11 protein-coding genes and 2 pseudogenes are annotated in these 14,793 nt (G+C 68.9%); 6 read left to right on the plus strand and 7 right to left on the minus strand.

The features are described from left to right. Positions 1-262: 262 nt before the first annotated feature. Positions 263-529, plus strand: a pseudogene (locus OG858_RS21040) (IS200/IS605 family accessory protein TnpB-related protein); the annotation flags it as partial. Between the two features lie 174 nt (positions 530-703). On the opposite strand, the gene OG858_RS21045 reads toward OG858_RS21040, so the two are convergent. Then, on the minus strand, positions 704-1,441 hold the full coding sequence (locus OG858_RS21045) for a VOC family protein (RefSeq protein ID WP_319067773.1): 738 nt from the start codon (positions 1,439-1,441) through the stop codon (positions 704-706). Between the two features lie 249 nt (positions 1,442-1,690). Here OG858_RS21045 and OG858_RS21050 point away from each other — a divergent pair, with 249 nt between their 5' ends. Beyond that, positions 1,691-2,071, plus strand: coding sequence for a DUF4240 domain-containing protein (locus OG858_RS21050; protein ID WP_256960253.1), 381 nt, complete (start codon positions 1,691-1,693; stop codon positions 2,069-2,071). Positions 2,072-2,331: 260 nt separating this feature from the next. Then, positions 2,332-2,955, plus strand: a complete 624-nt coding sequence (locus OG858_RS21055; RefSeq protein ID WP_086747166.1) for a histidine phosphatase family protein — start codon at positions 2,332-2,334, stop codon at positions 2,953-2,955. 97 nt (positions 2,956-3,052) lie between these two features. Here OG858_RS21055 and OG858_RS21060 read toward each other — a convergent pair. Next, positions 3,053-3,686: pseudogene (locus tag OG858_RS21060) on the minus strand (AraC family transcriptional regulator); the annotation flags it as partial. A 214-nt stretch (positions 3,687-3,900) separates the two neighbouring features. Here OG858_RS21060 and OG858_RS21065 point away from each other — a divergent pair. From OG858_RS21065 to OG858_RS21075, 3 genes are all read left to right on the plus strand, one after another. Then, a complete protein-coding gene (locus OG858_RS21065; protein ID WP_319067770.1) occupies positions 3,901-4,617 on the plus strand; it encodes a Clp protease N-terminal domain-containing protein in 717 nt (238 codons plus the stop codon). A gap of 423 nt (positions 4,618-5,040) precedes the next feature. After that, positions 5,041-5,640, plus strand: coding sequence for a DinB family protein (locus tag OG858_RS21070; RefSeq protein ID WP_319067768.1), 600 nt, complete (start codon positions 5,041-5,043; stop codon positions 5,638-5,640). A gap of 574 nt (positions 5,641-6,214) precedes the next feature. Next, positions 6,215-7,078 carry a nitroreductase/quinone reductase family protein gene (locus OG858_RS21075; RefSeq protein ID WP_328544629.1) on the plus strand — a complete coding sequence of 288 codons (864 nt, stop codon included), beginning with the start codon at positions 6,215-6,217 and terminating at the stop codon, positions 7,076-7,078. A 398-nt stretch (positions 7,079-7,476) separates the two neighbouring features. Here the strand turns inward: OG858_RS21075 and OG858_RS21080 are convergent, their stop codons facing one another. From OG858_RS21080 to OG858_RS21100, 5 genes are all read right to left on the minus strand, one after another. Beyond that, the gene (locus tag OG858_RS21080; protein ID WP_328544628.1) at positions 7,477-9,723 is read right to left on the minus strand and encodes a HelD family protein; all 2,247 of its coding nucleotides are present in this window, start codon (positions 9,721-9,723) and stop codon (positions 7,477-7,479) included. 124 nt (positions 9,724-9,847) lie between these two features. Further along, positions 9,848-10,465, minus strand: coding sequence for a TetR family transcriptional regulator (locus OG858_RS21085; RefSeq protein ID WP_319264152.1), 618 nt, complete (start codon positions 10,463-10,465; stop codon positions 9,848-9,850). Between the two features lie 32 nt (positions 10,466-10,497). Further along, a complete protein-coding gene (locus OG858_RS21090; protein WP_319067764.1) occupies positions 10,498-11,307 on the minus strand; it encodes a hypothetical protein in 810 nt (269 codons plus the stop codon). 115 nt (positions 11,308-11,422) lie between these two features. Further along, positions 11,423-13,642, minus strand: coding sequence for an aminoglycoside phosphotransferase family protein (locus OG858_RS21095; protein WP_179201263.1), 2,220 nt, complete (start codon positions 13,640-13,642; stop codon positions 11,423-11,425). Positions 13,643-13,828: 186 nt separating this feature from the next. After that, positions 13,829-14,740: a GntR family transcriptional regulator gene (locus OG858_RS21100; protein ID WP_256960737.1), complete on the minus strand. Its 912-nt coding sequence runs from the start codon at positions 14,738-14,740 to the stop codon at positions 13,829-13,831. Between the last annotated feature and the right edge of the window lie 53 nt (positions 14,741-14,793).

Consider the following 14,793-nt stretch of genomic DNA (forward strand, 5'->3'; position numbering starts at 1 on the left):
CCACGCGGTCCAGGCCCCGAAATCTGTCGAAAACACCGGCTCACATACACACGCCATGCGACGAACTGCCCACAGATAAGCGGGACAATCTCAGCGAGCGTGCCCCAGACAAAACGAAGCAACCCAGGTCACGGCCTCGCACTACCCACACTTAACTGGGACAGGACAATGTGACTCGTCACGCCGACTGTCGTGTCGGCAAGACATCTGCCGTGATGACTGTCGGACCCTGGTGCTCTGCCCGGTAGCGTCCGGCTCCACTGGCCGGCCGCGCCGGTTCTTCTTCGACCTGTCTCAAGGCGCCCAGCACCGCGACGCCCAGATACGGCACACCCTCACGCGGCTGCTGAACTGGGCCAGGACCTGCGGCGTCAAGGCCATCGCAGTCGAAGACCTCGACTTCCAGACCGAGAAAACCAGAGAGAGGCACGGGCGCAAGCGCCGATTCCGGCAACTCATCTCCGGCATGCCGACCGGCAGGCTCCGCGCCCGGCTGACTTCCATGGCCGACGCCACAGGTATCGCGATAGGGGGCGCCGGGGCCGTACGGGCCCGTAGACGACTACGGCCCGCTCGTGTCCTTCCTGGCGTCCGTTGACGCGGGCTGGTGACCGGGGACACCATCCCCGTCTCCGGGCGGCATACGCTGACGCCACGCGGTCTGCGCCGCTGACCCGAGACCGCCCGGAGCCGTTGCTCAATGTCAGCGAGGGGTGAGGAGGCAGAACTCGTTGTTTTCCGGGTCGGCCAGAATTGTCCAGGAGATTGAGGACTGGTCGATACCAGGGTCGGTGGCGCCCAGGGCGCGCAGTCGGGCTTCCTCTGCTGCCAACTCGTCACCGGGGTAGGGGCGGACGTCGAGATGGACGCGGTTCCACACGCTCTTGGTGTCAGGGGTGCGGATGAACTCCAGGTAGGGGCCTACGCCTTTGGCGGAGCGCATTGCCGCGTGGTCGTCGGTGACCTCGTGCAGCGTCCAGTCCATCGCCTCGCCCCAGAACCGGGCCATCCCTCGTGGGTCGGTGCAGTCGACCACCACCGCGGCGATCGGCCCGATGCCCTGGTAGATCGGGCGGGGTTCCAGGACGCAGAACTCGTTGCCCTCCGGGTCGGCCATGACCGTCCAGGGGACGTCGCCCTGACCCACGTCGGCGAGCGTCGCGCCGAGATCCTTCAGGCGCGCGACCAACTCCGCCTGATGGGCGGTCGAGGTGGTGGCCAGATCAAGGTGCACGCGATTCTTCACCGTCTTGGGTTCCGGGCGGGCGACGATGTCGATGCAGACGGCCACGGGGTCGGGGTAGGCGAAGCCCACGGGTTCGAGGTTGGTCACGCCGGGTCCCTCGCTGTCGAGACCCCAACCGAGTACCTCCGCCCAGAACCGGCCGAGCGCGGAGTCGTCCTGGGCCTTCATGTTGATCTGCACAAGTCGTGTTGCCATGCCGCAGATCCTAGGAGCTGCCGCTGGCCCGAACCCTTCACGGGCGGGCGGCCCCGGACGACAACGTGCACGACGCTCGCTGAAGCTACCCACTCCGTTGAACTCCGGACCAAGTGGGTCGACGAGCAGCCTTGGCCGTTCTCCGGGCGCTGGCCGCAGTTCGTGGAAACGGCCAGGTGTCGCCAGGGTGGCCAGGGTGGCCAGGGTGGCCAGGGTGGCCAGGATCGATTGTCATCGGGTCGCCGCAGAGTGCGCGGTCATGGAGATCGACACGTTCTGGGACGTCATCGAAGCCACGCAAGCCGGGCTGCCGCAACGGGCGGGCCATTTGACGAGGTTCTCGTCAAGCAACTCGCGGAGGGACCTCGGCAGGAGATCCTGGAGAATGCGGAACGCTTCGATGAGTTGCACGACGCCCTGTGCCGCTGGGATGTGTGGGCGGCTGCTTACCTCATCGGGAGCGGGTGCTCCGACGACACTTTCACGGACTTGCGCGCCGGTGTGATCGCCTTGGGCTGTCAGTCGTACCAGCGCGTGGCCGCCGACCCCGACAGCCTCGCTGCGCACCCTGACGTCGTTCAGGCTGCGAACGTCCGGGACCGTTCCGAGGTGCTGTTCCACGAGACGTGAAGCATGCGGCAAGCGGGCCGTTCTCGCCAAGTCCCATCAACACTTCCCCGCCGAAGGCCGATTCGCGGGACCAGCCGCGTCTGACTCACGAAGACGGTGAAGCCGTCAGCCGCGGAGATCGAGTACCGGCTCGGCAACCCCGAAGGCGTCCCCGCACTCATCGCCGACTGAGCCGGCGCAGCCGCGACGGAACTACGCGCAAAGAGCTCAGCGTCCATCCCTGAAATACAAGATCACGGATGACGAGGGAGACCCGGGACATGACAGACACAGCCACTCGATACCTCTACCTCGCCCGACACGGTGAAGCGTCAGCAGACGAGACGACCCTGACGGAAAGCGGCCGCCGCCAAGCCGGTCTCCTCGGTGAACGGCTCCGTAACACCCCGCTTTCGGCGATCTACCACGGGCCGCTGCCCCGGGCGCAGCAGACGGCCCGGCTGATCAGCGCACAACTTGACGCCGTCCCACTGCACCAGTCGGAACTGGCCGGCGACTACATCCCCTACCTGCCTGTGAAGGAGGAGCTGCCGCCGGATTCGGCCGACGCCATGCTCAGCTTCCTCGCTCAGGTTCCCGAAGAGGAGCGCAACCGCGGTCCAGCACTAGCCCGGGAGGCACTCGCAGAATTCACCGGCCCGGTCGACGGCGATCGCCCCCGCCATGAACTGGTCGTCACACACAATTTCCTCATCGGATGGCTGATCAGAGCCGCCCTCGACGCACCCGAGTGGCGCTGGATGGGACTCAACCACAGCAACGCAGCCCTTACCGCCATTCGATACGCACCCGGCAGGCCGTCCTCCGTGCTGTTCTACAACGACATGCGGCACCTTCCCGCAGAACTGCGATGGACCGGCTTCCCGCCCGAACTCCGCATCTGAGCAGCGGCCGTTTGCCCGGACTCGAGTGAGACGACCTTGCCGAAACCGTCTGCCTCGAATCCGGGCACCGCAGGTCAGGGAGACTGCCTCACCTGGACTCACCGAGCGGCTCGGGGCGCTGCGCGGCACGTACTGGGCCTGGCCGCCGCTGCGGTAGGGGGCCGCCACCAGACGCCGGGCCGCGTGGTTGGAGGCGGCCACTCCGAGGTCGCCGCGCAGGATGTGCAGGCACAGGTCGATGCCGGAGGCGGCGCCGGCCGAGGTGAGCACGCTGCCCTCGTCGACGAACAGCACGTTCTCGTCGACCTGGACGAGCGGATGCCTGGCCACGAGTGCCCGCGTGTAGTGCCAGTGCGTCGTGGCTCGCCTGCCGTCGAGCAGGCCCGTGGCGGCGAGCGCGAAGGCGCCCGTCGAGATGGCGGCGAGTCGCGCGCCCCGGTCGTGGGCGGCGATCAGCGCGTCGACGACAGCCCGCGGCGGGTCGTCGCGGTCCGGGAACCGGTAGCCGGGGACGAAGACGATGTCGGCCCACGCGAGCGCGTCGAGGCCGTGGGCGACGTAGTACGCGAGGCCGTCGCCGCCGGTCACAGACCGGGCGCCGCCCCGCACACCCGCACCTCGTACGGCATGCTCGCGCGGGTCGAGAAAACCGGCGTGGGAATCCCGACATCGAGCGGCTTGGCACCCTCAAGCACAAGGACGACGACGCGATGCAGGCGGGGTGCAGGCACAGGAAGAGGTTACGTGGGGCGTGACTTCGATACGCCCACTGCGCGGCCGGGCAGACGACACACCGGCCGGGCCGTCTTCCGCGCCGCGTTGCGCTCCGCTCGGAGATCTCCGGGCGAGTGAGCTGATGTCGCCGTCAGGTCCGAGCACTTGCCCTCACGAACAGAGAGGCAAGTTCGTCTTGACAATTTGAAACTGTCAAGGCGTACTTGCCTCATGGCTCTTCCAGATCTGGACGATCTCATCGCGGAAGTCGACCGGAGGTGCGACACCGCACACCTCCCCGGCAACCGTGAGCAGCCCGACTGGCTCGCCCTGCTGACGGTCGCCGCGCAGGTCGCAGGCCAACTACAGGCACGGGCGGACGACTTGGTCGAGGACTACGTCGAGCACTGCCGGATGCACGGTTCCTCATGGACGGACATCGGCACCGCCCTGGGCGTGACCCGCCAAGCCGTCCAGCAACGCTTCCACGCCCCACACAAGCGCTACGGCCCCGAGATGATGACCGATGACCTCCGCCAAGCGATGGTCCACGTCAAGCAGGCGGCCGTGCAGCACCGCAACAACTACATCGGCACGGAGCACCTGTTGCGGGGGCTTACCGCGGAGGACAACAGCGCCACCCGCCTCCTGCAAGCCGTCGGCGTCTCTCCCGAGGCGGTCCACAGGTCCGTAGGAGCCCGGCTGAGCATGGGCGCCTCGCAAGCGGCCGAACGGATCGCCTGGACCCCCTACTCCCGCAAGGCCATCGACATCGCCGAGGCACGGTCCCAGCAGAACGGCTCCGACCGCATCGACTGCGACGACCTGCTGATCGGCCTCGCCCAGGTCGGCCGCGGAGTGGCCGCCGCTGTCCTGACCGACACGGGCTTCGATCTCGCAACCCTTGACGCGGCATCAGCGGAAGTGGGCCCATCACCGCACGAGTGACCGAAGGTCGATGCATGCCCCTCCTGTGCCCTGACTTACTCGGGAGGGCACTTACCCGGGAGGCTCTTACCCGGGAGGGCACCGATACCCCACCGGCTCGCCCTGGCTGAAAAGTTCAAGGGTGTCCGTGGCCTCGGGGAGCATGGGCCATGCGCCCGGATGACTGGCACCTCACCGAAGACGTCGACGAGTTCCTCGCCCGGGCCGAGGGATTCCTGCGCTCGCGCGGCGGGACGGCCGACGTGGTGGAGGGTTCTCCGGGCCGACCCCCTGGGCGAGTTCCCGGGACTTCGGCCCCACGCGCTCATCGCCCCACCGGCGAGGCCCCGTCGACGAATCCGTGCAGACGAATCCGCGCGGACGGAAACGCGGTAGACGCGGAAAAGCGGTGGACGAGGATCGCGGGAGCGGCAGACTTGCCTCATGACCTCCGCCGCTTCGGACGCCAAGACCGACCTCCGCTTCTATCTGCAGTCCGCCCGTGATGCCCTGCTGTGGAAGCTCGAAGGGCTGTCGGAGTACGACGCCCGACGCCCCCTGACGCCGACCGGCACCAACCTCCTGGGGCTGATGAAGCACGCGGCCGGTATCGAACTGGGCTACCTCGGCGACACCTTCGGACGGCCGTCGGGCGAAGCGCTGCCCTGGCTCGACGGCGACGCCGAGCCCAACGCGGACATGTGGGCCACCGCCGAAGAGTCCCGCGAGGACATCGTGGGGCTCTACCGCCGGGCCTGGGCGCACGCGGACGCGACCCTCGACGCGCTGGCGCTGGACACCGTCGGCAGGGTGCCGTGGTGGCCCGACGGCAAGGACGAGGTGACGCTGCACCACGCCGTCGTCCGCGTGATCGCCGACACCCACCGGCACGCCGGGCACGCCGACATCCTCCGGGAACTCCTCGACGGCGCGGTCGGTATGAACGAGGGCAACACGAGCATCCCGTCGAGCGACCCGACATGGTGGGAGAACTATCGCGGCCGCCTGGAACACGCGGCCGAGGAGGCCGAACGAAAGGCGTGACCCGGACCGATCGACAGGCCGTTCTTTCCTGGACACGGTCCCACACCCCCACCCCTCGAAATGCGCCGGTACTCCGGCCGAATACGTATTGCCCGGCCCCACCCCGTCCCTTTATCGTTGGCGTATGACTGCCGGGTCGGCCTTGAGCCGTGAGCGGATTGGTTACCCGGCCTCCGAGTGAGGCCGGGGCGGGCCAGGGGCCCGCCTGCCGAATTTCCGCGCGCCGAACACCGTTCTCCTGCCTCTGAGTTCCTTCGGTGCTCTTCGGTCCTCTTCGGTGCTCCCTCGACGCACCATCGGTGCATCTGTCGCGCGCGGCGAACTCTCACACCGCATCGCGTCACACGGCACCGCATCGCGCCGCGCAACACTTCGCCCGCGTCGTCTCGCCGCGCCGCGAAACACCTCGCCCCACATTCCGTCGACACGCATTTCTTCTACGGACACTCCACCTACGGACATTCCGCCTGCACGGCATTCCGTCGGCCATTCACTGACGCGCGCGCTGCGGCAATCACCCCTGCCCGAATTCCGCGACAACCCCTGTCGTGCAGCCATCCACAGAAAGCAGAGAATGCCCAACCCCTTCAACCAACAAGTCATCGAAGAGTTCCGCGCCCGGCGCGGCGAGGTCGGCGGCTATTTCGAGGGCGCCCGTCTGATCCTCCTGACCACCACCGGCGCCCGTACCGGCAACCGGCACACCACCCCCCTCGGCTACCTCCCCGACGGCGACGGCACGATCCTGGTCATCGCGTCGGCCGGAGGATCGCCCAAGCACCCCGACTGGTACCGGAACATCAAGGCCGACCCCCGCGTCACCGTGGAGACCGGGGCGTTCACCTACGAGGCCGAAGCCGTCGCACTGATCGGCAAGGAGCGGGACCGGGCGTTCGCGCGGGCGGTCGAGGCCGAACCGGGATGGGCCGAGTACCAGGCGAAGACGGACCGTACGATCCCGGTCGTCGCCCTGCGCGAGGTCCTCGTGGCCGGTCCCCCGAACATCAACGCCGGCTCCATGGGCGAGGCCATCAAGGTCGTCCATGACGCCTTCCGCCGCGAACTCGCCCTGATCAAGAAGGAGTTGCTCACGAGCAACGGCAGGGCCGGGCTCGGCGCCCAGCTCCGCGTCAACTGCCTCACGTTCTGCCAGGGGCTCCACAATCACCACACCGGCGAGGACATCGGCCTCTTCCCCTACCTCTCCGACCGCCGGCCCGAGCTGGCGCCGGCCCTCACCCGCCTCCACGAGGAGCACGAGCGGATCGCCACCCTCACGGAGGAACTGCGCCGGATCGTGACGGCCGAGGACGCCGACCCCGACGCCGTACTCCCCGAGGTGGAGCGCCTCACCGACCAACTCGAAGCCCATCTCACGTACGAGGAGGAGCAGTTGATCCCCGCGCTGGACGCCGTGGCGGTGCCCACGAATCCCTGAGCGGTGGGTGAGTGGGTGAGTGGGTGAGTGGGTGAGGGAAAGGACGCGGAAGCAGGCACGCGAGACCTCGTGAACAACCGGTGAGCGGCGCGCGAGCCCCCTGGGGGGAGGGAGATCGGGCTCGCGTTCGCGCCGCTCACCGGCACCCGCTCACCGTAGCCACGGCCCAGATCACCGAGGTGCCGGTACGGTCATGACTCCGCCGCCTTCCCGTAACACGGCGCACCGCGACACCCTCGGTACGGGTGGCCCGGCGGCACCCCGCAGCACGGGGCACCCGCAGCACGGGGCACGCGCAGCACGGGGCACCCGGCGACACCCGCAGCACGGGGCACCCGGCGGCACCCACGGTACGAGCCACCGACCGGCACCCGCGCCGCTCACCCGGAACGGATCGCTCACCACGGCAGTGCGCGCTCGTGCACCACGTCCAGCCGCGACACCGCGCGCGTGAGCACGACGTACAACCGGTGCAGCCCCCGCCCCTCCGCCGCCACGATCGCGGCCGGCTCGACGACCACGACATGGTCGTACTCAAGCCCCTTCGCCACTCCGGCGCCCAACACCGCGACGCGCGCGCCGAGTTCACCCGGACCGCCCGTCGCGATCCCGGCCCCGCCGAGAGCCGCACGCAGCCGTACGACAGCCGGTCCGTCAGCCGCGATGACCCCGATGGACCCTTCACGGGCGAGCGCGTCCCGCACGGCGGCGACGGTCTCGGTGACGACACCCTCGCCCTCGCCCCCCGCGTCCGTCCCGTCCACCTTCCTGATCCGCAGTTCCCCGTCCCTCCGCAGGGACCGGGCAGCGGGCACGTCCACCCCCAGTCGCCCCAGCAGGCCGTTCGCCAGCCCCACGACGGCCTGCGGCACCCGGAATCCGGTGGTGAGAGGGATGACGTGGGCGTCCGGCTTGCCCAGGTGGGCGAGGAGTCGGGGCCAGTCGCGGGCGGCCCAGGGGGTCGTGCCCTGGGCCAGGTCGCCCAGGACGGTCACCGAGCCGTAGGCGGCCCGGCGGGCGATCGCGCGGCACTCCATCGGGGAGAGGTCCTGGGCCTCGTCGACGACGACATGGCCGTAGCCGTCGGGGTGGGCGAGGAGCCCCGCGACCTCGTCGAGGAGGACGAGATCGGCTGCCGACCAGCGGGCCGACCGCCATGTACGCGGGGGCCTCGCCCAGGAGACGGCCTTCCGCTCGTCCGCGTCGAGCAGCCCCTCCGCCGCGGCGGCGAGGGCGTCCGGATCCCCGAGCAGCCGCGCCACCACCTCCTCCGGCCGTGCCTTCGGCCATACGGCGTCGACGTACGCGCCGACCGGACGCGACCGCGAGATCCGGTACAGCCACGCGTTCGGACGCGGCCCGGACCGCCGCTCCGCCTGCACCTGGAGCAGCCGCACGACCCGCGCCCGGACGCGCTCCCGCCCGATGTCGTAGGGCAGCGCCTCCGCCCGGACGTCCGCCACGATCCGTCGCAGTTCGTCCCCGGACACCCGCCAGCGAAACGAACCCTCGGACAGGACAAGGGAGTCGAACCGCTCCCCCGATCCGCCACCGCCCGCGACACCGGCATACAGGGCCCGGCGGAGCACCCCTGCCATCCGGGCGTCGTGCTTCACGGCCGCCGCCCGCTCGTCGTCCTCCGCCGTGACCGGGTGCCGGGCGATCTCGTCCGTGACCGTCGACTGGCGTACACCCGTCTCGCCGAGCGCCGGCAGAACCTCCGCGATGTACGAGAGGAAGGTGCGGTTCGGCCCGAGGATCAGCAGACCGCCGCGGCGGATGCGCTGCGGGTACGTGTAGAGGAGGTACGCGGCGCGGTGCAGCCCGACGGCCGTCTTGCCGGTGCCCGGGGCACCCTCCACGCAGACGGAGGTGCCGAGATCCGCCCGCACCAGCTCGTCCTGCTCCGGCTGGATGGTGGCGGCGATGTCCCGCATGGGACCGAGCCGGGGCCGCTCGATCTCGACGGCGAGAAGACTTCCCGGGTTTCCTGGGCCGTCTCGGCCGCCTCGGCAGCCTCGGCCGTCATGGCCGTCATGGCCGTCATGGCCGTCATGGCCGTCTCGGCAGCCTCGGCCGTCATGGCCGCCTCGGCAGCCGTCCGGTGCGGCGGAGCCCCGGCCGGTCGGGGTGGCACGACGGTCCAGGTGCTCGTCCTCCAGCCCCGTGAGGTCGGCCGACTCCCCTCGGCTGCCCTGCGCCCACCCGAAGCGACGCCGGACGGCGACACCCTGGGGATCACGGGAACTCGCCTGGTAGAAGGCCCGCGACACCGGCGCCCGCCAGTCCACGACGAGGGGCGGCACGGCCGGATCCTCACTGATCCGCAGCCGCCCGACGTGATAGCTCTGCCCGGCGTGGTCGATATTCGCGTGATCGGCGTTCATGCGGTCGTCGAAGTCGAGCCGCCCGAAGAACAACGGCCCCTCCGGCAGCTCACGCATCTCCTTGGCACGGCTGCGCAGCCGGTACCCGAGCACCTCGGCGTCGGCCCCCGACGCGGAGACGTCCTCGCCGACGACGACCTGCTCCCCCGCCCCCTCGACCATGGCGGCGAGGGCGGCGCGGCAGGTGTCGTGGTACGCACGCTCGCGGACGAGAGCGTGCCGGAGGGCGGGGTCGGTGGCAGGTTCGACAGACGTCATTCCGCCGAGCGTACCGAATAACGTGACCGAGTTAAATTATTTACCGAGACTCATCTCTCGGGAGCCCGCCACCCTCAGGCCGCCCGGACCGAGAGAACATCGAGAGGACAACGCACGCGCCCCCTCAGACCGCCCCGAGCGGAAGCGCCCCCTCCAGCCGCCCGAACACCCGCTCGGCGGCGGCAACGGCGTCCCGCTCGACCTCCTCCACCGGCTCCCCCCGCTCGACCCGCCGCCGGTTCTCCTCCGCGAGCACCCGCCGTACGGTCACGATCTGCCCGGCGGCGACCCGCGCGTCGAGCCCACCCCCGAGCACCTCGGCGAGCGCGGCCTCGGCCCGCTCCAGATGTCCATGGGCCCGCGCGACCAGCGACGGCGTCCCGTAGAGGAGCCGATGGAACGCGAGCACCTGCGGATGGTCGTTCAACCCGGTCACCGGGTCCCGCCGGGCCAGCCCCGCCAGGAAGTGCGCCCGGACCGCCCCCACCACCGACTCCCCCTCGGCCCGCCCCGCGACCACCCGCGCCGTCTCGTCCTCGTGATCGGCGATCCGGTACAGCACGAGGTCCTCCTTCGCCGGGAAGTACCGGAAGAGCGTCGGCTTCGAGATCTCCGCCGCCGCGGCCACCTCGGCCACGGACACCGCGTCGAACCCCTTCTCGAGAAACAGCCGGATCGCGACCTCCGACACGCTCTCGTACATCCGCCGCTTCTTACGCTCCCGCAGGCCGGTCTCACTCATACGGTCGAGCCTACGCAGATCGGGCCTCCGTCTCAGACTCCCGTGCCTCGGGGCCAGGCCGGCCGCACCGCCAACCGCCAGAGGTCGTCGAAGTGTTTGTTCCAGGTCGTCACCGCGGCCTTGGCGTCGTCGGTTTCCTCCACCGACCAGACGTTCAGGTCGGTGAGGTAGCCCTTGGGGTCGTAGTACTCCGGGTCCGAGCCATAGCCCACGGTGCGGGCGGCCACGTCGTACAGCCCGTGCAGCACCAGCTCCCGGTTGAAAATGCAGATCTTGTCCCGCGGTATGCCGGGATAGAAGCGGTACTCGCACTCGGCCGTCACCCGCCCCCCGACGCTCAGTCTGTGAGCGATCGCCGACAGCCTCTGGTCGTACTCCTGACATTTGAGTTCCAGGCGCTTGCGGAACTCCTCGTCGTCGACCGGTTCACCTCCCGGACCCACTCGTGAGGGGACGGTCATGGACTGCTGGAAGTCGGGGACCAGGAACCGGACCAGGACGTGCCGCGTCGGGCCGGGGTCGTCCAGAAGGCCTTCCAACCGGTGGTAGAGCTCGTTGTAGAGCGTCTCCCCCGTGTATCCAAGGAAGCTGATCTCCACCGTCCGCGTGTGGAACGCGTCCGTCACGAAACCACCCAGTTCGCGCGACTTCACCTGGGCACGCATGGGCGCCCGGAGGGAGCTCGCGAGATCCTTCACGGTGTCGTACAGCACATAACCCACAAGGCCGAGCAGGGCGCCACCGAGGAACACCTTGCCCTGCAGCGCTTCGCCCACGGGTTTCACGAACTGGGCGGTGAGTCCCGTGACAAAGATCCCGAACAACAGCAGACGAGTGGCCACGGGCTCGATGCGCGTCTGGAACCGTTTGAAGCGCTCACCGACACCCCCATCGGGCGGCCTGTTCCCCCCACCGGACATCCCGACCCTCCCCCGTCTCGCAGCACGCGGCTGCGTGTCAGCCTTCCGCGGCCCTGCCCGTCCTACCGGTTCCATCGTCGAGGCGGGGCAGCGCCTCGGCAAGATAGGGGTTGGTGGGCTTCACTCCCAGCCCGAGCGAGGCGGTCGCCGCGGCCAGGGTCATGGCATAGGTATCCACCGCCCGACGGACGTTGGGGGCGTCCAGACTGTCGCCGGTGACCAGCCGGTCCAGGTCCACATAGGCGGAGCGGACCGTCTCGATCCACCGGTACACGCGCCAGTCGTCGTGCCATCCCTTGGTGCAGTCCTCCGGCAGTATCCGGGACCAACGGGTGAACAGTCGGTCCCGGATCTCCGGGAGCGTGGGAGTCAGGTGCATGTGGCGCACCAGGTCGTACAGCGGATCACCCACCATCGCCATCTCCCAGTCGATGAGGGTCAGCCCGGTACCACCACTTCGGCGCACCAGGTTCCAGGGGTTGAGATCGCCGTGCAGCAGAACGGACCGGCGCGGGGTCACCAGGTGCCGGTCGAGAAGTTCACCGAGCCGGCGGATGTTTCCGGGGAGCCCCAACTCCCTCGCGAGCGCGAGGGTTTCCTTGGGGAGTTGGTCGACCATACGAAGCAGTTCGTTGCGCAGCCCCTGCCAGAAGTCGTGGCCCAGCGTGTCCGAACCCAGCTCCTCGCAGTCGACCCGGGTCAACTCGCAGAGCTGGTCGACGAGATCGTCCGCCTCATGCGGCAGCAAGCCCTCCTCCGGATGGTCCGGGTGCCGGATCTCGCCCTCCGGCCCCTCGTACGTGTGGATGGTGAACCGATCACTCAGACTCGGATGGCTGTCTCCCAGGGCCAGCACTCGTGGCGCCCGCACCTTCACCCCGGACTTCTCGATGGCGATCAGGACGGCGTGCTCGTTCAGAAAGCGCCGCTCCCGGGGGTTGGCCGACCCCACGTTCCGTCGCACCATGACCGGGAAGGGAATGCCCCGGACCTGCACGGCCGTACTGAGATGGGCGGTCCCCTTGAACACATGGTCGGCCGAGGCGGCACCCTCCGCGAACAGCGCGTCCCTGACGGCCCATGCCGGGAACTTCGGGTGCAGCTGAACCCTCTTGTCGGCCCGCCAGGGGATGGACTGCACTCTCCTGCCTCCGATGTGCTGCCTTCCGTTGGACACATACCAACTCACGAGAATCCGTTCGATGACTCTCAGGTCCGGCACGCTCTTGAGCCCCAGGGGCTCCTCGGCCACCAGTAGTGCCCGGTGCACCGCGTGGGTCGCGGCATCGACGTCCCGCTGATCGAGGTGCCCGTCGAGCGAGGTCACCGCGCGCATCACATCGGGGTAGACGGACTGGGCCTGCTCGAAGGCGACGTAGTGCCTCAGATCTCGCTCGACACCGTTGACCGCCTTGCTGCACCTCTGCTCCATGGCCGCCCGCCACGCGTCCGTCACCTCGACCCACTGCTCCCGGGGGTACGCCGTCCGCACGAGATGTGTGGCGAGGTCGTGCACCGGGTCGCCGTAGGTCGCCAGTTCCCAGTCGACGCAGATCAGCGGAGGGTCACCGTGGTAGGAGAAGATCACATTGTCACGGTGCAGATCCGTGTGGAGCAGGCTGAAGGGACGGCTGACCATCGCCGGCACCCTCTCCGCGAACCGCACCATCGCGTCGTCAGGAATGCCGAGCGAGGCGAACAGCCCTCCGAACCTGCGCCAGTTGGGCTGCCTGATCTGTTCCTCGGTCGCGAGCGCAAGAGTCCGGAGAAAGGCCCGGCTGTCCCGGCTGGTCCGAGGCCAGGACTGCGGCAGCGGAGGCAAGTCCTTCCTCTTCACCTGCGTCATGTCCGCCAACAGGCCGGCGAGAGCGGAGATCAGATGGGGCTCCAACGGCTTGCCACTGCGGCAGATGGTGGAGAGCGGCACGCCCTGCACATAGCTCAGGACAGTCACGTCCCCGTGTTTGACCAGGCACTGCGGAACATGAGGCAGCGCACCGCGGATAGACCTGAGGATCTCCGCCTCGTCCTGCCAGGTCCTGATCACGACGGGCAGCGCGTGGCGCATTCTGCGCCGGACGGTGACACGGTCATGGCGGGCCAGAGCCGGAAGTCCGAGGCTGATCTCCTCCGACGGCCGCACGACGTAGTTCAGGTTGTGGTGGCCCCGGCTGGACTCCCCCTCGGTCCTCGCGTACGCCACAAGGCTGCTGAACGCGTCGTCCAGCTCCGTCCTCGGAGCGGAAGGCCCGGGCACTGGCGAACGGCCCAAAGGTCACTCCTGAAAGATTGTGCATCGCGGTGTGCATGCGCCGCGAAATGAGTGGGCACACTGTAGTGCTCCGAGCTCGGGCAGCTTGACCAAGTCGGAAAATCAGCGCCGGAGTGTGACTTCCACCACCAGTGGGCTCACCGTACCCATCCGCGCATCGACCCGCGCGATTCAGGACGTCGAGGCGAGCCGTTCCCAGCAGGAGTCGAACCAGGTCTGCATGCTCTCCATGAACACCGACCCGGTGGAGTTGGGGTCGCCCTCGTCGTTGACGTGCCGGGTCAGGGTCGAGCCCAGACCGAGCACGTCCAGTGCCTCGATCTCCGTCCCGTCGTCGAGAAGGATGGGACGCTCCACCACCTCGTACGGGCCGAACAGCGCCTCCACGCCCCTGCGCAGATAGAGCTTGAAGGTGGGGACCAGTGGGACGGTCCGCACCTCCACCTCCACGGACGGCACCAGGCCCTCCGTCCTCAGGTTTTGCAGCGCCAGGCGCGACGAGGTCGTGTGTCGTCGGGTGATTTCCCGGAGCCGCTCCTGTAGCTGGCCCTGCAACCGGTCCAATTGGCCTGCCTCGCCCAACTCGGCGACGGGGTTCCTGGCCCGGGGGTACGGCAGCTCCAGCGATCCGTCGGGCTGCAGCATCCGCAGCTCGATGCGTTGCGGAGGAGCGAGCTCACCGGTACGGATGCGCTCGGCCTGCAACCGCACATGGGCGTCGAGGCTTTCGGACGTCAGGGTGAAGACGTCCAGCCGCACGACGGGCTGCGCGAAGGCCCTGGTGACGAACGGCCCCAGCGCGGCGCGCAGCCTAGGCGCCGCCTGCGGCTCGCGTCCCGAGTGGATCGGGCTCTTCACCACCCGGGAGCCGCTGCCCTGACGGGACTCGATCCATCCCTCGTTCTTCAGCTCACGCAACACACGCTGCACGGTGTCACGCGAAACCCTGAACTCGTCGGCGAGTTCGCGCTGCGTCGGCAGAGTGGTGTCCAGGGCGTACGTGCCGTCGGCGATACGGGTGCGCAGATCTTCCAGAAGGGCGTTGAACCCCTTCCCGCCGCCATCACCACGTTCTCCGCTCACACCGCGACCGTACCTCCATGGCGGAGCGACCAAACCACGGTCAGTCATATTGG

The sequence above is a fragment of the Streptomyces europaeiscabiei genome (assembly GCF_036346855.1).
Lineage (GTDB): Bacteria > Actinomycetota > Actinomycetes > Streptomycetales > Streptomycetaceae > Streptomyces > Streptomyces europaeiscabiei.